This window comes from Hamadaea tsunoensis DSM 44101, from assembly GCF_000428945.1.
Lineage (GTDB): Bacteria > Actinomycetota > Actinomycetes > Mycobacteriales > Micromonosporaceae > Hamadaea > Hamadaea tsunoensis.
Window position 1 is genome coordinate 1 of sequence record NZ_AUAX01000021.1, and the last position, 18901, is coordinate 18901.

18 protein-coding genes and 1 pseudogene are annotated in these 18901 nt (G+C 65.2%); 9 read left to right on the forward strand and 10 right to left on the reverse strand.

What is annotated here, in order from left to right:
* Positions 1-788: pseudogene (locus G401_RS56860) on the reverse strand (hypothetical protein); the annotation flags it as partial.
* A gap of 24 nt (positions 789-812) precedes the next feature.
* Here G401_RS56860 and G401_RS57250 point away from each other — a divergent pair.
* Positions 813-1754 (forward strand): cellulose binding domain-containing protein, encoded by a 942-nt coding sequence (locus tag G401_RS57250; protein WP_027344969.1) that lies wholly within the window; start codon positions 813-815, stop codon positions 1752-1754.
* Positions 1755-2203: 449 nt separating this feature from the next.
* Here the strand turns inward: G401_RS57250 and G401_RS0127295 are convergent, their stop codons facing one another.
* The 4 genes from G401_RS0127295 to G401_RS53395 form a co-directional block, all read right to left on the reverse strand.
* Entirely contained in the window at positions 2204-2518 is a 315-nt protein-coding gene (locus G401_RS0127295; protein WP_157546382.1) for a hypothetical protein, read from the reverse strand.
* Positions 2515-3597 carry a WXG100 family type VII secretion target gene (locus G401_RS48805; protein ID WP_051367226.1) on the reverse strand — a complete coding sequence of 361 codons (1083 nt, stop codon included), beginning with the start codon at positions 3595-3597 and terminating at the stop codon, positions 2515-2517. The genes G401_RS0127295 and G401_RS48805 overlap by 4 nt, the downstream gene beginning before the upstream one ends.
* Positions 3594-3917, reverse strand: coding sequence for a type VII secretion target (locus G401_RS48810; RefSeq protein ID WP_051367227.1), 324 nt, complete (start codon positions 3915-3917; stop codon positions 3594-3596). Before G401_RS48810 ends, G401_RS48805 begins: the two co-directional genes overlap by 4 nt.
* Positions 3918-4174: 257 nt before the next feature.
* On the reverse strand, positions 4175-5200 hold the full coding sequence (locus G401_RS53395) for a hypothetical protein (RefSeq protein WP_027344971.1): 1026 nt from the start codon (positions 5198-5200) through the stop codon (positions 4175-4177).
* A gap of 526 nt (positions 5201-5726) precedes the next feature.
* Between G401_RS53395 and G401_RS55050 the strand changes: the two genes are divergently transcribed.
* From G401_RS55050 to G401_RS0127335, 7 genes are all read left to right on the forward strand, one after another.
* On the forward strand, positions 5727-5951 hold the full coding sequence (locus G401_RS55050; RefSeq protein WP_157546385.1) for a hypothetical protein: 225 nt from the start codon (positions 5727-5729) through the stop codon (positions 5949-5951).
* Between the two features lie 159 nt (positions 5952-6110).
* Positions 6111-6629, forward strand: a complete 519-nt coding sequence (locus G401_RS55055) for a hypothetical protein (protein ID WP_051367229.1) — start codon at positions 6111-6113, stop codon at positions 6627-6629.
* Positions 6630-7125: 496 nt separating this feature from the next.
* Positions 7126-7515, forward strand: a complete 390-nt coding sequence (locus G401_RS56190) for a hypothetical protein (protein WP_157546388.1) — start codon at positions 7126-7128, stop codon at positions 7513-7515.
* 786 nt (positions 7516-8301) lie between these two features.
* On the forward strand, positions 8302-8796 hold the full coding sequence (locus G401_RS0127320) for a hypothetical protein (RefSeq protein ID WP_027344972.1): 495 nt from the start codon (positions 8302-8304) through the stop codon (positions 8794-8796).
* Positions 8780-9805 carry a tyrosine-type recombinase/integrase gene (locus G401_RS0127325; protein ID WP_027344973.1) on the forward strand — a complete coding sequence of 342 codons (1026 nt, stop codon included), beginning with the start codon at positions 8780-8782 and terminating at the stop codon, positions 9803-9805. The genes G401_RS0127320 and G401_RS0127325 overlap by 17 nt, the downstream gene beginning before the upstream one ends.
* A gap of 22 nt (positions 9806-9827) precedes the next feature.
* Entirely contained in the window at positions 9828-10103 is a 276-nt protein-coding gene (locus G401_RS0127330) for a transposase family protein (protein ID WP_027344974.1), read from the forward strand.
* A 270-nt stretch (positions 10104-10373) separates the two neighbouring features.
* The gene (locus tag G401_RS0127335) at positions 10374-14192 is read left to right on the forward strand and encodes a tetratricopeptide repeat protein (RefSeq protein ID WP_169734256.1); all 3819 of its coding nucleotides are present in this window, start codon (positions 10374-10376) and stop codon (positions 14190-14192) included.
* Positions 14193-14743: 551 nt separating this feature from the next.
* Here the strand turns inward: G401_RS0127335 and G401_RS55060 are convergent.
* From G401_RS55060 to G401_RS0127360, 5 genes are all read right to left on the reverse strand, one after another.
* A complete protein-coding gene (locus tag G401_RS55060) occupies positions 14744-15856 on the reverse strand; it encodes a PD-(D/E)XK nuclease domain-containing protein (protein WP_051367230.1) in 1113 nt (370 codons plus the stop codon).
* A complete protein-coding gene (locus tag G401_RS53415; protein WP_051367231.1) occupies positions 15856-16533 on the reverse strand; it encodes a metallophosphoesterase family protein in 678 nt (225 codons plus the stop codon). The genes G401_RS55060 and G401_RS53415 overlap by 1 nt, the downstream gene beginning before the upstream one ends.
* Positions 16530-17321 (reverse strand): nucleotidyltransferase domain-containing protein, encoded by a 792-nt coding sequence (locus tag G401_RS0127350; protein WP_157546391.1) that lies wholly within the window; start codon positions 17319-17321, stop codon positions 16530-16532. The genes G401_RS53415 and G401_RS0127350 overlap by 4 nt, the downstream gene beginning before the upstream one ends.
* Before the next feature lie 159 nt (positions 17322-17480).
* Positions 17481-17837 (reverse strand): hypothetical protein, encoded by a 357-nt coding sequence (locus G401_RS0127355; RefSeq protein ID WP_157546394.1) that lies wholly within the window; start codon positions 17835-17837, stop codon positions 17481-17483.
* Positions 17810-18463 carry a barstar family protein gene (locus G401_RS0127360; RefSeq protein ID WP_407636949.1) on the reverse strand — a complete coding sequence of 218 codons (654 nt, stop codon included), beginning with the start codon at positions 18461-18463 and terminating at the stop codon, positions 17810-17812. Before G401_RS0127360 ends, G401_RS0127355 begins: the two co-directional genes overlap by 28 nt.
* Between G401_RS0127360 and G401_RS57255 the strand changes: the two genes are divergently transcribed.
* Entirely contained in the window at positions 18452-18826 is a 375-nt protein-coding gene (locus G401_RS57255) for a hypothetical protein (RefSeq protein ID WP_157546397.1), read from the forward strand. The genes G401_RS0127360 and G401_RS57255 overlap by 12 nt on opposite strands.
* Positions 18827-18901 lie beyond the last annotated feature (75 nt).

An 18901-nucleotide genomic window follows, 5' to 3' on the forward strand; every position in this document is an offset into this window, starting at 1 on the left:
ACGTTGTGCCGGCTCGTCGCGGTCCGGCCGTGCTCCTCGCCGTAGACGAGCACATGCCGGCGGTGGTTGTCGTTGTCGACCTCCAGCGCCTCCCGGTACCGCCCGACGATGCGCAGATCCGCCGCGTACCCCATGGCCTGGGCGAGAGTGTGCGGATGGTGCTCGCCGAACTCGGCACGGCCGTGCAGGCGTTCCATGGCGTCGGCGGTCAGGTCGCGGGCCTCGCGGTAGCGGCCGATCGCCCGCAGCGCGTTCGCCCACTCCCGGGTCGCCTGCAGCACGTACGCGTGATCGGGCCCGAGGAACCCGGGCTGCTTCCAGGTGGTGACGGCCTCCTCGGCCAGCCGGGCGGCGTTCTCGTGGTCCCCGACGAGGTAGCGGTAGCGGATCTGGTTGACGACCGTCTGCTGGGCGGCCTCCTTGCGGGAGCTGATCAGCTCCGACGGCAGCACGTGCGGGGCCAGCTCCCGGTGCATGCCCAAATACGTCAAGTCGTCCGGCCAGCCGGGGTCGGCGGCCATCAGGATCTCGTGCACGTTCTGCCGCGCCCGCTCCCGGGCCTCCGGGGAGAGGATGTCGCGCAGGGTCAGGCGTACGAAGGGCTGGACCTCGACGCGTTGCGTGTTCGAGTTCAACCGGGCCAGACCGTAGCGGCTGATGTCGGCCAGCGTCTTCGGGAACTGCACCGGATCCCGCAGTACGCGCAGCAGCGCGGCCGACACCTCACCGCGTACGCCGGACTTCATCAGGGCGATCGACACGGGCTCGGAACCGAACCAGGCGAACATCTCGAACGAGGGACCAGGCGACTGGTGCTGAACGGAGGACCGGACCCCGCTTGGCGCTCACGCCTGATCACCAGCGGCATCCGCCAGGTCAACTACAGCGAGGGCCTCTCCGTCGGCTACAAGTGGTACGACAGCCACAACATCGCCCCACAGTTCGAGTTCGGCTACGGCCTGTCCTACACCACCTTCAGCTACTCCAACCTGTCACTCACCACCACCGGCACTGACGCCACCACCAAGATCACCGCAACCTTCACCGTCACCAACACCGGCATCCGCGCAGGCAGCGAAGTCCCACAGGTCTACCTCAACCTGCCCACCAGCGCAGGGGAGTCCAAGCGCCTCGTCTGCTTCAACCGGATCACCCTCGCCGCCGGCGCCCAGACCCAGGTCTCAACCACAATCGACGCTGCCTCCCCAGACCACCCCTTCGGCATGTGGGACACCACCAACCATCGATGGATCAACGTCAGCGGCGGATACCTCGTCAGCGCCGGCTCCTCCTCCCGACAACTCCCGCTGGTCGCCTCCGCCAACCTCACCTTCACCAACCAGCTTCCCTCGACAAGCCCCTCACCGTGGGTGAGCCCGTCGGCCTCCGCCTCACCGTCGGCATCGCCGACCCCATCGACGTCCCCGTCCGCCTCACCCACAGCGACACCCACCGGCTGCACCGCGACCTACACCCTGCAAGGTGGCTGGCCCGGCGAGTTCCAAGCCGAAGTAAGGATCACCGCAGGTACGGCTGCGATCACCCGCTGGACGGTCACCATGACCTGGGCCAACGGCCAGCAAGTCAACAGCGCCTGGAACGCCATCGTGACCACCAACGGCACGGTCACCACCGCGAAGAACGAAAGCTACAACGGCAACCTGGCCGCCGGAACCAGCACAACATTCGGATTCATCGGCAAGATCTCCGGCAGTACCAACAACGCCCCGACACTCACCTGCAGCACGACGTGATCTGAATACAGGCATGGGGTCTCGGCGCCTACCGGAGCCGAGACCCCACGTTCCCATCGAGAGAACGCCCAACAGAAGACTTGGTCGGATTTGAGCCTACGGCTGCTTGCACCTACGCCCCGCCGTACGCCGCCCCGAGGACGCTACCGAACCCCGCCAAAACCCCTACAGCTCAGCAAGATTAGGACACCATCAACCGGCAGACCGTGCCAACTGCGGCTCCGGCGTTCCCCACCGAACAGACTCGACCTTGGCTCGTGCTTCGTTCCACTCAGCGGTTTCCAGGAGCAGATCGAACCTTCTTGGAGCCGCGACGCGTCGTTCGTACGTGTTCCGATCTGCGGCGTTGACCACATCCACATAGCCATCGTCTCGGCGGAAAACAAAATACATATGCCCTCCCAAGGCCACTCTCACTGACCGTCGTCGCTCACCTCAGCGACCGGACACTAGTCGATGCGGTCGACGGCGATGAAGGTGCCGCTGTCGCCGGGTGGATTCCAGGCGTCGGCGGGCAGTTCGGCGGCGTCGACGTGCCGCAGGGGCGCGGAGTCCGGCCATTTCAGCTCGACGAGGGCCGCCTGCGGGTCGTCGGCGAGGATCCGGTCGAGGGCCTGCCGGACGACCTGTCGGCGTTCGTCGATGCTCAGCGTCTGGTCCGGCGCGTTGAGCTGGTCGAGGAACTCGTAGAGGCCGACGGGGGAGACGTCCAGGAGGTCGGTGATCTCCTGGACAAGCCACGTCACGGTGTCTGGACTGGTCATGGCAGCGTCGGGTTTCCGGCTAGGGGGATCTTGACGGGCGGCTGGCCGTTCTGGGACACGACCGCGTAGGGGCCCCAGGTGACGGGGTCGGGTCGGGAACCGGGCGGATAGCCGGGCATGATTCTAACTTGGCGGCCCTTGTTGACCGGGTCGCGGAACACCTCGCCACCGCCGCGAGCCGACGGGTCGTGGTTCCAGTCGTCGGGTATCTTCGCCCGGACTTCGTCGGGGGTCAGGCCGTCGAGTTCGTGCGGATCGAACTCCTTCGGCCCGGCGATCTTCTTCGGCGGTTCCTTAGGTTTCGGCGGCTCTTCGGGTTTGCGGCCGCGTAGCTTGTTGAGGATCTTCTTCAGGTCCTCGATGATCTCGCCGAGCCGGCGCACGATCGGCATCAGTTTCCGCAGGCTGCCGATGAGCGCTTTGAGCCAGCGGGCGATCTTCGCCGCCCAGGAGGCGATCAGGGTGGTGACCTGCTCGACGACCAGGGGAGTGCCGATGCCGAACGAGGCCAGCTCTTCGGCGGCGTAGACGATGAGGCGGGAGACGCAGGTGGCGATCGCGTCGCGGACGAGGATGCGCACCGCGGCGATGAGGTAGCCCGCGCCTTCGGTGATCGACGCCATGGTCTCGGCGCCTTTGGCCAGGCCTTCGATCGCGTCCTGCTGCTGCTTGGTCCAGGCCTTGTACGCGTCTGCCGCCGACCCCTGCCAGCCGGTCACGTCGGTGGCGCCGTCGGCGAGATGGGTGGCCGACTCGTGCAGGCTCTTGGCGACGTTGCGCCAGGTCTGGGCGTGCCCGGCGATCTGGCCCGGGTCGCCGGCCAGCCAATCGAGGGCCTCGGTCAGCGGTTTGACGTGCTCGATGATCCACGAGATGCCGTACTGGAGCAGAACACCGACCGGGTCGGAGACGAGGGCGAGGGCGTCCAGGCCGGCGCCGACGACGCCGAGGGTGCCGTCGACCCACGAGTGATTGTCGATGCCCTGCTTGATCAGCTCGATGTCCTCGGCCAGCCACACCCCGGCCCACGCGTCCTTCGGGCCGTCGATCCGCCCGGCGACGAGCGGATTGATCGTCACAGCTGGCCTTGCAGCACGCCGGTCGCGGCGGCACTGGCCTGATCGGAGCCGGTGTAGGACTGGGCGACGGTCCGCAGCCGCTCACCGGTGTCATGCAACGACTGCGCGCCGGCGTCGATCGCGTCGATCAGCGTGTCCTGCAACGTATCCAGCAGCGCGGGTACGAACGTGCACAGCTTCCCGTAGGCGTCGACACCCACCCGCACGCTGTCACCGGCCGCCTTCGCCGTGCCCAGCTCCCCGCCGACTGCCTCGATCCGGTTCGCATGCGTCAGCAACGCGCCCGGACTCACCGCGATCTGCCCACCCGGCTGGCCCACGCCCGCCTCCCCTCGGTAGCCGCACTGTCACCATAGGACAGATCCGCCACCGTCGCTGCCCTTCGCCGCGCGGCGACCGGCTCGCGTTGGCCAGGTTGGTCCACACAAACACGATGACCTGCCGGCAACTGGCTGCTGTGTCTATCAGGGACGGAGTTGCAAGCCGGTCAGCTGAGTCGTCGCCGGCCCATCGGCGTCCGCCTCGTGAACTATGCATCCGTGGCAGTGCATCGGAGGGCGGGGTGGGCTGGCCGTGGCTACGGGTGGTCGGGGATGAAGGGGAGACCCAGGGCGATGCGACGGAAAGCGTCGATTTCGCGGAGCAACGCGCGGTGGACGTAGGGGGCGATCGCGACGCGGGCGGCGCGCTGGGTGGCGGGGTAGCCGATTTCGTAGAGGCGGTGGCTGTCGGGCGGGGGTGCGGCGTCGGGGTCCCAGCCGGCGAGGTGGCAGGCGGTCACGGCGGTGCGGTATGCCTCGGGGCGTCCGATCGGCCAGGCGGCGTCGCCGTAGACACCGCGTAGGCCCCACAGTTCGGACTGATCGGGTAGAGGTAGGGCGTGGCGGCCGTTGACGTCGCCGTCGGGGTGGGCGAGGGAGGCCAGGGCGAAGCGCAGCGACTCTCGGCGGCCGGCGATCGGGATGCTCTCCAACGCGCCGACGCCCATCTCGGCCAGGCCCGCGGCAGCGCCGGCGCCGGCTTCCCAGTCCGCGCCGCGGGCTTTCGCGGTGGCAGTGGTCAGTTCCATGACCTGTCCGTGTCGGTCGAATTGGCGGGGCAGGGTGAGCCAGGCGTCGAAGAAGTCGTCTGGGCCGGTGATCTCAGGCAGCTGCGCGACGAGGGCGGCGACGTCGGCGAAGCCGGTGTCGTGCAGCCAGGCGGTCAGCTCGATTCGGTTGAGCCAGTCCGACAGTCGGGCCGGCACGTCGGCTTTGGTTCGGCTGACTGCGGCGGGGATCGCCAGCTGCAGAACGAGGGGTCGCAAGTCGGCGACGACGGCATCGTAGAGGCTGACGCCCCAGGCCTCCAGGATCGGCGAGTGGTGCAGCCAGTCGGCCCGGTTGTCGATCGCGTGTCGACCTGGGCCGCCGAGCATCTCGGCGTACGCGGCGACGAACGGGTGGGCGTCGATGGTGGACTCGTCGTCGTCGAGGACCACGATTCGGCCGGTCAGGGTGCGCCGGAACGGAACCGGGAGCTTGCCCTGGTTGGCCCAGTTGTAGGCGGTGCGCCGGGGGATGCCTTGCTGATCGGCCCACTCGGATAGCGGCTTGGGTGTCATGTTCATGATTGTAGATGGCACAATCGGCACAATGCCAAGAATGCTTGTGCCAACTGTGCCTTCAAAGATCAAGAATGGCACCCTGATGTGCTGAGGAGTTTCCGGGTGTAGCTGAGCTTCTCTGCCACCGTCAAGATCGCGGCAAAGAGGACACCCGAGCCTGCGAGCGCGTTGTCGCCGCGGTTTAAGGCGGGCACTGCCGTTGCGCCTGGAACAAGCGGCGGCGAGGGACCACAAGCGGTGGCTGGTTCTGTGCCGGTTGTGGCGAGCATGGGTGCGAGCATCCCTGGGGCGTGGCCGACCTGTCGACCGAGCTGTCGGCGCATCTCTTCCGTCAGTAGACCCCAGTGCGCACCAAGCCTTCGCGCCCCTCGCGTACGCGACCTGCCGAGTGGGGCGCGTACGCGGCCTCGATCTCGTCGGGATCGGCCAGTCTGCGAGAGTCGTCCGGCATTCCGGACGAAAAACCCAGTGGCGATCTTGCGTGACGGCCCGTACTGTGTCCAAGGTGACTAAGTCTACTAAGTTGGATTATCAGGAGCGTCTTGACGAGCTCTCCGCGCTGCTGCGGTCCTGCCGCTCGACCCTTCTGGCCATGGAGGACCTGGGCTTGTACAAGCCGTCCACCGAGAACCCGTCGGCCGCGGGGGAAGACTTCATGATGATCATGAAGGGCCCGGATGGGGCTCTGTGGCCAATGAATCTCAACCGACAGCCGTTCGCGGCCGCGGCAAAGCTTCTGCGCCAGTAAGCCGACTACTGCGGCGTACTTGGGCTGGCAATCGGTGCCGGTGAGACCGGCGACCCGGCGTCCACGCTCGTTCGCTCGGTCGTCGAGTACGGCGCCCGCGGATACTGGCTCCTCGACCCAGACCTCGCCGTCGACCACCGCGGCCGGTGCGCGCGGGCCATGCTGTTCGAACTGGTCAGCATGCACTACGCCCGGGAAGCCGCTAAGGACATGCCGGCCAACCCGGAGCTGACCCAGCAGAAGGCCGAGGCCAAGGCTGCCTTACGGCAGATGAAGATGGAAACGGCGGCCCGTTTTTCCGACGTGATCCTCACCGACGACCCCAGCCGGTGGAGCATCGAAGGACACGGCTACCCAAGCTGGACGGCCATCACCGCGTCGTGGGCACAAGCCCACGACACAGGCGTAAACGGCGGCGCACTGTACAATTTGATGTCGGTGCTGGGGCACCCGCAGGGCTTTGCGGCCACATTCGGCCTGCGTTTCGACCGCGAGGGCGTACGCATCATCACGATGGAGGGGGTGGACAAGCTCGTACGGCTCGCGATCGCGTCCTTCTACAGCGCGCTGGCCTTGCTGGCCAGCTACACCGGGCATCGGCCCAAGGTGCTTACGGAGTGGGAGGAGGAGATCGATCGTGTCCTGCCCGGCCTGCTCATCCCGGATCGCTCGGCCTGACAGGTGCCGGCGAGCGTTTGGTCGTCCTCCGGCCATGCGCTGGTGGCGGCGCCCTATTTTCCAGCCGCAGGCTGATACGGGTCTCTCCGCAACTCGGCGCAGAACCGTTGGTAGTCCGAGACTGGGCTGGGGCTGCCCCTAGGGCGAACTCGCGCCGGATGCGGGTCACGTGCCGGCGGGCGCAGTCACCGGCATTTGGAGTTGTCGAGGGCGGCGAGGATGTCGGAGCATCATGGTCCGGCCCCGGCGCCGCCCGAGGAGAAGTCGATGGGGAAGCCGGCGGTGACACGCTTGAGCCGATCCCCGGGGAAGTGGGCGATCGGAAGCCGTTGGCCGCCGCGTGTCCACGGCGCTTCGTGCGACGCGCGGGGAGTCATTGTCCTGGGCTGCTGTAGGGGCCGAGCGAGTCGACACATCGGCAATGTTTCCGGGGATCGGAGCCGTTTGCCAACGGCTATCGACGTTCGCCTTTGCGTTCAGGTCCTACTGTGCTGCCATGAACGTTGCTACGGCGGCAGGGTGGGCGCTTGTCGGCGCGGTCGTTGCCGAGGCTTTCCTGCACCTCGGCCGAATTCGGGCTGGCAACGCTGGGGCCAGGTTGCCATGGCGAACAGGTGCAGATCTGGCTGCTGACGGTCTGGCGTTCCTGTTGCGAGCCTTGGCCGGCTGCGGGCTCGCCGCCGCGGGCGTAGCTGCCGGCCAGATCTGCGACGTGGGCCCAGCGTTCGTTGCCGGTCTGGCCGCGCCCCTTCTGGTCGCCAAGATTTTCCAGGTCGTCGAGCCAATGACCCGCTCGACCGAGGAACTTAAGGCAGAGCCAGCCAGTCCGTTCGGAGTGCAACGGACACGGTCCGGCAGCGAGAAGGCTAGCGATGCCTCGCACTGACCTGGCTCTACGCCTTCTTCATGCCCTCGCCGACACCGGCGGTGCCCCAGTCGCCCAGCCGACCTCCTTCATGCGGCGCCTTGTATGGGCACTTGCCGCACGCCCATATCCGTCCAGCCCACCGTCAGCCGGCGACGGCGATGAGGACCCGAGCGTCCAAGAGCATGAACCGACGGTTCCCGGTCGCCCTCGCCGAGCAGGTCGCGCCGTCCGACCAGATACAGACTGGGCTGAGCGCCTGAGCCCGGATCACGTCGCGTTGCTTGAACGGCTGGCAGACGGTCAGACCATCGCTGCTGCGGCCGCCGCCGAGTGGATGTCTCTGCGCACAGCCAATCGGCGTGTCGCCGAACTCCGTGCGCTCCTTGGGGTGAGCAGCAACCGCGAACTCGTTGCGGCGTATCTACGCGCGAGGACGCCCAAGCAGTGAGGGCGCCGCTCTCGGTCGGGCTTAGGCAGCAGCCACCTCCACGGCGCGAAGGCTGCATGCCCCGGGGAAGAGGCAATAGCTGTGTATCAGCGTCCCGGATCCACTATCGACAGTTGCTTGAAAGCGTTGCAGGTCAAGCGATAGACTGCACCACATTAACACGCCTATCGGGGCGTGCATCCCGGTTGTGGGGGTTCATCCCCCCTCGGACACCACGATCCACGAAATTTAGTCGTCGACTCCAGCAAGGTATCGGCTGGTCACGGCCTAGATTCGCGGGGCCACCGGGATGCGCGCCGCCGTACCCCCAACGAATGTCACCCGCTCGAAAATCGCCTCGCCCAGCCTCCAGGCTGGTGGCGACCATGAAGCGCGTGCCACCACCTGACTGCCCGCCCGAGCTGCCGATCAGCGCGCTGATCCCGATGGCTCTGCCGCGCCCGCGACCCGAACCGGCTCCGGTCGGCGACCTGCCGCCGGTGACTGTCGATGGAGCGGATGTGGCGGTACTCGTGATCGCGCGTCTCAACCCGTCCGGCCAGATCAGCGTTCGGACCCTGCTGCCGGCCCTTGGCTGGACACCCGGTGAGCGCATCGCCTTCACCGTCGAGCGCCGCTGCATCGTGGTAGCTGCGACCGACCACCGCGGCCGAGCACTGGGTACCGGCGGGCTGCTGGTGCTACCGGTCGCTGCCCGGCGAATGTGCGCGTTCCCTTCCGGTTCGCAGGTGCTGGTGGCCGCCCTTCCCGACGCCGGTGTTCTTGTGGTCCATTCGATCGGGGTGATCGCCCGGCAGTTGGCGCGCCGCCATGGTCAGATCGTGAGGAGCCGTGATGGCCACCCGACCTGACCGCGTCGAGGCCGCGTGGCGCATGCTCGCAGGCCTCGGCGTGACCATCACCGACCTGCGAGACGACCTGCGTGCCCGCAACCCGATGCCCACCGTTGGCGAGTACCTGCCGCAGGTCGCTGCGGCCGCCGGCCCCGCCGCGCGGCGTACGTATGGCAGCTACTGGGCACGAATGAGCGTGGTGTGGGCGGACCGGCGGTTGGATGAGGTCACCGCAACCGACATTGAAGGGCTGAAGCACGAGGCGGCGGGTTCGGTGCGGTTCCGAAGCAACAGCCGTAGTGGCCGGCACGCCGGTGAGCACGTGATCGCCGCCGCCCGCGCCTTCTACAACAGGGCGATCGCCGACGGGCTTATCGAAGTCGGCGCCAGCCCCGCACATCAGGTGGCCAAGCCGCGTCGGCTGCCCAACACTCGCCGGGCGCTGACCGCCGATGAACTCGTGCAGGTTAACGAGGTTGTCCGCGGCGGGGGCAACGACGTCGTCCTGGACGCGCTGATCCTGCGTCTGCACACCGAGACCGCGTGCCGCCGCGGTGGCGCCCTCGGGCTCCGCCTGGCCGACCTCGATGTCCACTACGGGCAGGTGCGTCTGACGGAGAAGGGCGGTACGCAGCGCTGGCAGCCGGTTACCGTCGACCTCGCCGGGCGGCTGGCCGAACATGCCCGCGCCCGCGGCGCCATCCTGCCCGCCGACACGCTGCTTCGCTACCGCGACGGACGCGCGTTGACCAGCCGCCGCTACGACCACCTGTGGAAACGCATCGGCGACCAGTTGCCGTGGGTGGCAATGCTTGGAGTGTCCACTCACTGGCTGCGGCACACCACTTTGACGTGGGTCGAACGCCACTTCGGATACGGCATCGCCCGCGCGTACGCCGGCCACACCGATTCCACCGGACCTGCCACCACCACCTACATCAAGGGCCAGCTAGCCGAGGTCGCCGCCGCGCTATCGGCGATGACCGGACAACCTCACCCACTCGCCCGGTCCGAGATTCGCCCATGACTCGATCGCTGCGGAATGCAAGATGTCCGAGCGGCCGCAGCTCCGGGCGTTGTACCGCCGGCATCCCATGACCGGCAGCGGTCTGCAGGTGCCCGACCGCAGACCAGCCGACCAGACCCTCACCCAATCGGCCCGCGACCACAACCGAATGATCGCCTCACGCCGTGCCAGCGTCGAACGCGTCATCGCCCACCTGCAGAACTGGCGCCTGCTCGCAACCGGCTACCGCGGCCTGCTCGACCGCTTCGACGCCTTCCTCGACACGATCACGAAGCTGGAGATCTACCGAATCTCATGACCATCGATTGCATAGCCCTCTAACAGCCACGACAGGCACCCGGTACAGAAACGCCAGCCCAGCGCCGAACACGCCCCCTCGGTGCCGACCAGCACCCTTAACGGTGCGCAGCCCAACTCACACGAGTCAATCGATGCTCATCGGCTGCATAACCCTCTGAGGCCTCGAAAACTGACGCGCCATCATCTACAGTCCGTCTCGATGGGTCGAAATCGTAGTTGAGGGGTTGCTGAGAGTATGCACCGACAGGAGGATCTAGCCCGGCTACCCGTGGACCATGGAAATCCGGCACCGCAGGTTCGCGCCAACTTTCAATATCAGGACGACTGCGCAGCGCTGGTCCTCCTCGGCCACCTAGGCGCAGACGACCTTGATGGCGTGATCGTCGAGCGGGCCACTGATCTGATCTTGGTGAGGTTGGACGGTGGCTTGGAGCTTGTGTCAATCAAGCACCGTGAGGCGAACCGCAGCGGCGCCGCGGCATGGTCGTGGTCGGCCCTCGCCAAAGATCGGGTGCTAATGGACTTGCACTCCAAATGGCTGATGTACGACAAGCAGGCGACTGTGGCGTTCTGGTCCAGCGCGGGCTTCGCCGACCACACTTACGCCTTGTGGCGAACGTGCGCGAAGGGCGAGAAGCCGTCCCCCGACCTGGTCCGTCAGCTCGCGCGGCACCTAAAGATCTCCGAAACCGATGCTCGCGAGTTTCTCGACGTGCTCCACCTCCCAGAGGAGCCGCTGCCCCGCCGCAAAGAGATCGGAGATGTTGCGGTCCGGCGCACCGCAGATCTCCTGCGACCAATGCGAACCCATCCCGACCGTACGGCGCAGGAATGCTTCGACGAGCTACGAGCCCGACTGCGTGACGCAGCGACCGACACCGCGGCTCGCACCACGGAACGGGCAGCACACACCGCAACCCTCGCGCAGGCCGCCTCGATACGCGACGAGCTCCGTATCCGGCACGAGTACGTAAGCCGAGCAGATATCGTTGATCTTCTCCTACGCGTCCACGACCGACTTTCAACGCAGCACACAGAGGTTCTCGATGAAGCAGGATGGCAGTCTGATCCCCACTTTGTTGGGCGCAACGCCGAGCTGCGGACGCTCGCGGAACTCCTCAAACCGGGTGACCCGCACGAGGTCCCGCCTGTAGTCGTCCATGGCATGCCCGGTGCCGGCAAAACAAGCCTGGCTACCCAGTTCGCTGCGCTAAATGCTGGCAAGCTGCAGGCGGTGTTCATCAGCGGCACCTCCCGAGTCGCCTTGCAGCGTGCCCTCGCCAAGCTGCAGCCGCGTAACGCTGTATCCGTGGCTCAGACCGACCTCCAAGACCTAGGGGCGCCGGTCACAGTCCGCCTGCCACAAAACTCGGCGACGCTACTGGTCATTGACGGCGTCACCGACCCTGGCGCGCTAGCCGGGCTGATTCCTCGCCACGGGCTGTGTCGGGTGGTGATCACCAGCACCGTACGGCATCTCGATCAAGGCTTTGCATCGATCGAACTGCCAGTATGGACTACGACTGAGTCATCCACGTTCATCCAAGCAGCACTCCCAGAGTCGTCCGACGACGACCGCCGGTCGTTGGGCACCGCACTCGGACACCATCCGTTGGCGGTGACGCAAGCCGTCAACTACTGCCTCGCGTCGAACCGCTCGATCTCGGACTTCCTGACCCGTCTTGCTGCGCAACCGGCAGTAGCCCTACAGCGCGGAATCGCCGCTGGGCACTCAAAGGGCCTGGTAGCGACCATCGACCTGAATGTGCGGCTACTACGAGAGCAGCATCCAACTGCCTGCGACCTACTCATCCTGCTAGCCCATGTGAGTGCCGAGCCGTTTGATGTGGAGCACTTCGGTCGTCTCCACGGATACCTCTATGTAAAGACTCCCTACGTCTGGCGGCCCACGATCTCCCGATGGGCCCGTCTGAAGGCCGCCGTAACTCGACAACCGCTACCGGACGCACATATCGTGATCCCTCAGTCCGCTCGCGCCCCGGCCATCGCTGCCGCGCTGTCTGACGATGCCACTCGTGAGGATGCCGTAGACACGCTCGTCCGACAGTCGTTGGTGCAGCGTCGCAGCCACGGGCTGCTGCTGCACCCACTGATCGCAACGGTGATTCGCCAGCACGAGCCCGATCCCGTCCCGTGGATCGAGATTGGACTCGGTCTTTATGCCGAGTCGCTGGGGCTGGCAGACCAAGACGACGTCACGGTAGCCGTCGACCCTGACATCGACCACATCGCTGCCCTCACACTTCTCGCGCTGGACCACGGCCATTCCGGATACGGCGTGATAGGTGCTTCGATCGTGGTGTGCCAATATCTCTACTCCCGCGGCAGCATCCCTGCACTTGACACTGCCGACCGCGCGGCCGAGTTTGCGCTGCGCACACTGGCCCTCACGGAGCATCTCAACACTCAGCGCTTGATTCCTATAATCGCCCCTATTCGGCACCATCGCGTAGCAGCCGCGGTACTGCTACGGGCTGGCCGAATCAACGAAGCGATCGAACTTCTCCAAACGCTTTTCCGGCTCGCGGAACAGCTCCCCCAGACACGCGACGAAGCCGGCGAAGTCATTCTCATGGCTCTGCTGGACCTCGGAGCGATAGCCGCACACGCCACTCGTCGGGATCTCGCCCTGGAGATACTTGAGGGGCTGACACCATACCTCGTCGATCTCGCCGAAGAGCCACCGGACGTCCAAGCGTCAATCGGGCACATCCGTGCCTCGTTGCTCCGCTTGCTTGGACGTACCGAGGAAGCCGCCGAAGTCAACGCGGCCGCCTTGCAAGCGGCATCGACCACCACCGCCTCGCCTCGGCTGCTCGCCGACCTGCACACGAGGGCGTCAGTTCTCGCCCGGGACCGAGGTGACAGCCTCACCTCGCTTCGCCACGACCTTGCCGTGCTTGACATTCGACGGGCCGTGCCAAGCAAACGCATCGGCTGGCAGACGGTTACCGCGTTGATCGACAGTGCCGACGGCGCCATCGGCGCCCTCGATTTCGAGCTCGCGGTCCGTCTGCTCACCGAGGCTGAGGAACTTGCCCGATCAACCTTTGGTGTTGACAGCCTCGAGTATGCCAAGTACCTGGCTGTTCGCGGCCGGCTCAACGTTGGGCGTCATCACTGGCAGGACGCCGAGATTGACCTGGCGGCAGCGGCCTCGGTGGTTCGCCAAGCTGGAGAGGCTGAGCAGGCGGGACTCGCCGTCATCTTGGTACACCTCGGCCAGGCCGCCATGTTCCTGGGCGACGCCGACGCGGCCTACGCAGCCTTCGACGAGGCCATCCAGATCGATACGGCCCTTTTCGGACCTGAGCATCCGGAGACGCTCACAGACATCACGATCCGCAACACCACGTCGGACGCTGTTGCACGGCAGCGCCAGCTTTACGCTCCACCCCGCAGGACGCGTCATGCCAACCATACTTCTGTCGAACCGTCCACCAGCGGCACCGCGAGCCCCAGCGGAAAGCCCTGGCCCGACATAGCAGACTTTCCGGGTCCTCGCTACGAACCCATGAGTGGGCGGATCCAGATCGGTGTAGGCCCCTACGGATCGGCGAGCACCTGGCGCCTGCACGAACCCGGCGTTGGCGTCCGGCACGGCGTAATTACCGGCCCGCCCGGAAGCGGCCGGACCAACGCACTCAACCGCATCCTGATCAACGCGATGCACTCCCAGCGGTTCCTCATAAGCCCCATGGCTCCCACCTGGTCCGACACCGATCGTGACACCTGGAAGGTGGCTTCGTTCCAGGCCGAAGGACCTGACGCGGTCCGGCGCCTACTGCAGACGTTGAATCAACGCCTCACCGAAAATCTGAGCCATGGCAAACAGACCGATCCCACTTCAACAAACAAGGCTATTCTGATCACCATTGACGACGCCGATCAACTCTTTCGAACCGCGCCGGACATCGTTCCGATTGTCGAACGGATCACGCATCATGGCTCGACGGCCGGATTCGGGTTGATCGTCGTATCCACCGACACCACACCGGACAGCTTTGGCGGCAGCTCCCTACTTCGCGAAACACTCCTAGCGGGAAATCACATGAGCTGCGTGTGACCGGACCATGCGCGGACGGTCCGGGGACTACCTCGCCCGACAGCTCTACCGCCACCTGCAACAACACGCCACCGCTTGACAAAGAGGCTCACAGTGAAACGCCCCGAGACTGGTGGAGTCCTCAGGAGTGTAGCCATCACATGTCGGGAAGCTACTGAATCCATTATCGACAGTCGCTTGAAAGCGGTGCAGGTCAACCCATGGCAATCCTCGCCGCCGCGCCGCCCACGCCGCGGTCGCCTACCTCGAATCGACCGGAGTACTCGCGCGCATGATCGCGATCAGCGGCCGATCCGAATTCGACCGACACATCGCGTCGGGCTGGGCTGGCACGGCTGGGGCTTCCATCTACCTTGGTCGCTTTCGGATCCCGCACCTTAGCTATGGCTGGAGGTCGTGCACCACACCCTCGCCGGCACACTCAACGCCCTGCTCATCACGCCCACCGACCACGAGTAACTGCGCAACCTCACCCTGGGGCGTGACAATGCGCAGCGATTGACGCCAGCCCAGCTGGCAATGCAGTTCCCTGTGCGAACCAGGGGCCGCAGTTAGCGGTCGAAGATCCTGACCGTGACAGCTAGCCCTTCAGTCGTGGAGCTGCGGGTGAGGTCCGCCTCGATCCCTCGGGGCCCCTGAAGCCGGCCGTCGTAGTCGAAGACGAGGCAGACAAGGTGCTTCGCCCGATTCTCTGCTTTGTAGCGATCGCGGTCGACGATGAGTTCGTCGCCGAGGTCCCTGGCCGTCATGCTGGCTCGGCTGCGTTTGATCTCGATTGCCAGTTCGAGCGCGGGGATGAGGAAGTCAATTCGCGCCGCACCGCCGGCATAAGGCGGCGTCCAAGCTTCGTCGCGCACGTCGTCGAAGAAGAGCGCGAAGACCGTCCGCAGGAGGTCTTGGTAGTCGTATTCGTCGCTGATCGTCAACGTCGGACGGCCGCCATGGCGTCTACTAAGTTCACGTTCGACGTACCGCAGGCGCTCGCCTACCGTGAGCAAGACCTTCACGGCGTCGATCTTCTCCCCAGCGAAGTCAGTCGTTCCAGCGCTGCGTTGCGTCCGCAAGGTGCCAGCCACCAGGGCGTTGAGGATGTCGAGGATCGCCCTTGCCTTCGTGGAAACTGACGATGCGATCGCGCCGAAGTCCCCGGCCTTGTACTTGGCTGCTTCATCCTTGCCCGAGAGGTATGAGAACAGACCAAGCTCGTTGAGAGTTGCGAGGTTGTAGAACTTTGGATGGATGACGTAGTTCTCGCCGTAGGCTTCCCCGACGATGTCGTCAAGGTCATACAGCAGGTGCTCTGCGGGAGTGTGCTTTGGTTCTTTCGCCGTGATGTATCGGTAACGGTTGGCTAGCGCGGAGAATCCGTAGGTCGAGCTGTTCATGTTCCAGTGTACGATCAATGAGTCGCGATGTTCGACCAGGTGCTCGTAGAACCGTTCGAACAGGGCTTCCTCGCGCTCCTGTATGGCGGTGTCCGCTGGAAGGTCAGCGAGCGAGAACGCCTGCCGCGTGCCGTTCTTGAGATTGGCGACGGCAATGCAGGCAATGGCTGGTGGATGGTCTTGTGCGTCCGCAAGACTTTCGCATGCGTAGTGCACGGAGATGATCTCCCTGCCCTCTCTATGTGCCTTGCGAAGTTCGCGTAGCTTGGAGGACTCCACTACTCACCGCCTTGGGCCGGAATGGTCACGAATTTTCGCTCTGGAATCAGGTATGCCGACAACGGCCCACCAGGATACGTCCCGCATCCAGTGTCGACGCAAACCAGCAGACCATCTTCAAACGGACGACGAGAACGCTGCGCATAATGCCCACAGACCGTCAGCTTCCGCGCGACTGTTGGATCGTCGAAGAGTTCAGGGTGTGGACGCAGAACCATGGTCTCAAGGTCCCTCGCGGTCGGTCGACGCGGGTCGAAGCCCATATGGCTGATCAGCAACTCGCTGGTCTCGAAGTACAGCTCGCTGCGCACCAGCAGCTCGCGGTGATTCTCAGGGAACCTACTGCGAAAATCCTTCAAAACGTGCGCTGGCACGGATCGGTAGTAGCTGGCGACCGTCGCGAGTCCACCGTTCTTCAGAAAAGTGCTCGGATTTCCGGTGTCAAGGAAGTCCAGCAACGCCTGCTCGTGGTTGCCGCGGACGATCGTCGCGCCGTCCGGCCAGCTCTCGATGAGCTGGCAGGCAAGATCGAGCACATGTGCGCTTTGCGACCCGCGATCGATGAGGTCGCCGACGAAGTAAAGGTGGCGCCCCTGCGACTCGGGCGAGTCCAGGAGCTGCGCCGCCTGATCGTACTGGCCATGGATATCGCCAACGATCATGATCGGTTGGGTCATATCGGAGGCGTCGCCAACGCCGTGTACTCGAACCCCTCGACGGGTCCGATCAATGCCTGGACCATCAGCGTGGCCGCGTACGGCGAGCTGCTCAGCAGCGATACCGCCAGAGAGTCCAGTGTGGTCTCCGCGCGGGGAATGTCACCGACGACGTCGCGAACCGCATTGAATAGAACTTCCAGGTCGTCGGCCTGCGGAGGCGCAAGTCGCATCCGCAGCGCACGCGTTACAGACGACACCCCGAGACGCTCGGCAACTAGGTCGGGATCGAACTCGGGTTCGCCGTCATTGGCAACGACCGCATAGCAGGCGGTACGAGCAACATAGATTCCGAGCTTTCGAAGGGCGTCCCAGTGCTCAGCGGCGTCGTCGACAGTCAGCGCTCGAGCAGCCGCAGCCAGTTCCGAGATGGCCGCATCGAACGTCGCGGGCCGGCGATACTCAGAAAGGATTTGTGTCAGCACGCCCTCCGGGTCGGCGATCATGTACCCGTCGGTCTGCAAATGCAGCATGAACAGACTGCCTTGCGAGGCCATCTCACGCAGAGTCTCGACGCTATAGGCAGTCACGTTGACGTCGCCGACCGAGTATTTACCTGGGACTGCTGTAACGACCTGGAGTACATCGATGTCGCTGTCTTCTCGTTCCGATCGACGCGCTTGACTTCCATACAGCAGGATCGCCACATACGGACCACGAACAGCGTCCAGCGCACGGGCAACCACCTCCGGCTGCGGCATGCGCTGGGCGTGGCTCCCCTGAGCACTGGGAGTTTCTTTGGCCTGCACACGTGAAGCTTAGGCAACTCGAACAAATCTGCAATGAGCCCCGCGTCGCCCAAGTCAGAACGAGCCCGTGGGATCCAGTCGCGTGAAGCTTCCTCACAAATGTCGGTGGGGGGTAGGGGCAGCGGCGCACCTTCGGACAGCCTCGCAGCCTTGGCCCGCTCAGCTGGCTATGGACGACGGTGGCCGGCGGGCGAACGGTGCCCGAGTAGGTCGCGGAGGCAAAACGTCAACCACAAGCTCCCCATCGACCTCAAGCCACCGCGTGCGCCGATCGCAGATGATCTCCAAGTCGTGGTGGCGTTCGAACCGAGCCAGCGCGACCGCGGCATCGTGGTCGTCGCCGCGAAGCTGCATCACGGTCTTGATCGCGTCGATGATCGCCAGTCCTTCGGATCGCAGGTAGCCGAGGATCTGTTCGACGTCGGCCTGCGGGCCGAACTGGTTGCGAGCCGCGTCGACCACGTGGTCGAGCCGACCGCGACTTGCCGTCATGGCTGCCGCCTTGCGTCGAGCCATTCGGCGTCGTTCCACATCACCGGCGTAGCGCCGACGGGCTCGAATCGAATCTGCGGGTCGTCGGACTGCAACAGGCACATCACGCGCCGGCCGAACAGCAGTGCACTTCTGGCCTGGTCGGCCATGATGTCGAGCACGATCTGCGCCGCGCGCGGGCAGTGGCGGGTGAACTGGTCGTAGCCGGTGAAGACGAGAACCAGGCCGGCGGTCTCGGCGGCAGCCCAGCCGTATTGGCCGTCGACGACGTCGCGCATACAGTCGTTGAGCGCGTCGAGGTTACATCTGTAATAGTCCGGAAAGTCGAGCGCCTGGGCGATCTCGCGGTGCAGGTCGCCCTCAGTTGCCCAGCCGGAGGCGTCCAGGCGAGTGACCTGGTAGCCGGCTTCAGCCAACTGGGCGGTGGTCTGGTCAAGGAGATGGGAGCGCCAGAACAGCGTCACGAAGGTATTGATCATCAGCAGAAGCGCCAGATCGTGTCCGTGGTCCTTCTGGGGTCGAACGCTGCCATAACCGCCGAGGTTAACGGGCATGCGCGGGGCTGCCCAGCACATAAGGCGCCGGGCGACCTGGTTCGACGGCTCCGTGGCAGGGGCGAGTTCTGGCAGGATGACGCCGTGACTGATCATCAGCGGGATGGGCTCGCGCTGCTGGTAGGACTCGAGGTCAGTGCCGTCTGTTTTGTCCGGGACTATGTCGAATTGCACTTCGACGGGCCGGTCCTGCGTGCGTTGAGCGCTCCCTTCGGACTGTATGGGTGCCGCGGTTGGCGGTTCCCCGACGGAGACTCGCCCACAGTCATGCGCTACTACATCGGCAAGACGGTCGACGGGTTCGAGCTGTCCCCGGATCGGCTGCTCGCCCTCGACTTCGGCGAGCATCGTTTCGCGATTCCGCTGGACGACAACGCACGCGTTGGCCCGGAGGCCGCCCACCTGCACGTACCCGACCCTGCGACCGAGATGCCGGTCCGCCGAATGTGGATCTGGTGAGACCGTACCGGCTTGTGAGGAAGGACTGTTCCTCGTCTGCCATGACTACGGCATGGGCGCTCTATGGTGGTGGAT

Excerpts from the sequence above, each read along its gene's own strand:
- G401_RS53395 (WP_027344971.1), bottom strand. The coding sequence starts at position 5,200 with ATGACACCCAAGCCGCTATCCGAGTGGGCCGATCAGCAAGGCATCCCC.
- G401_RS0127360 (WP_407636949.1), bottom strand. The coding sequence starts at position 18,463 with ATGATCAGTCACGGCGTCATCCTGCCAGAACTCGCCCCTGCCACGGAG.
- G401_RS0127295 (WP_157546382.1), bottom strand. The coding sequence starts at position 2,518 with ATGACCAGTCCAGACACCGTGACGTGGCTTGTCCAGGAGATCACCGAC.
- G401_RS53415 (WP_051367231.1), bottom strand. The coding sequence starts at position 16,533 with ATGACCCAACCGATCATGATCGTTGGCGATATCCATGGCCAGTACGAT.
- G401_RS0127330 (WP_027344974.1), top strand. The coding sequence starts at position 9,828 with ATGTCCGAGCGGCCGCAGCTCCGGGCGTTGTACCGCCGGCATCCCATG.
- G401_RS56190 (WP_157546388.1), top strand. The coding sequence starts at position 7,126 with ATGAACGTTGCTACGGCGGCAGGGTGGGCGCTTGTCGGCGCGGTCGTT.
- G401_RS0127325 (WP_027344973.1), top strand. The coding sequence starts at position 8,780 with ATGGCCACCCGACCTGACCGCGTCGAGGCCGCGTGGCGCATGCTCGCA.
- G401_RS0127355 (WP_157546394.1), bottom strand. The coding sequence starts at position 17,837 with ATGGCTCGACGCAAGGCGGCAGCCATGACGGCAAGTCGCGGTCGGCTC.
- G401_RS55055 (WP_051367229.1), top strand. The coding sequence starts at position 6,111 with ATGCTGTTCGAACTGGTCAGCATGCACTACGCCCGGGAAGCCGCTAAG.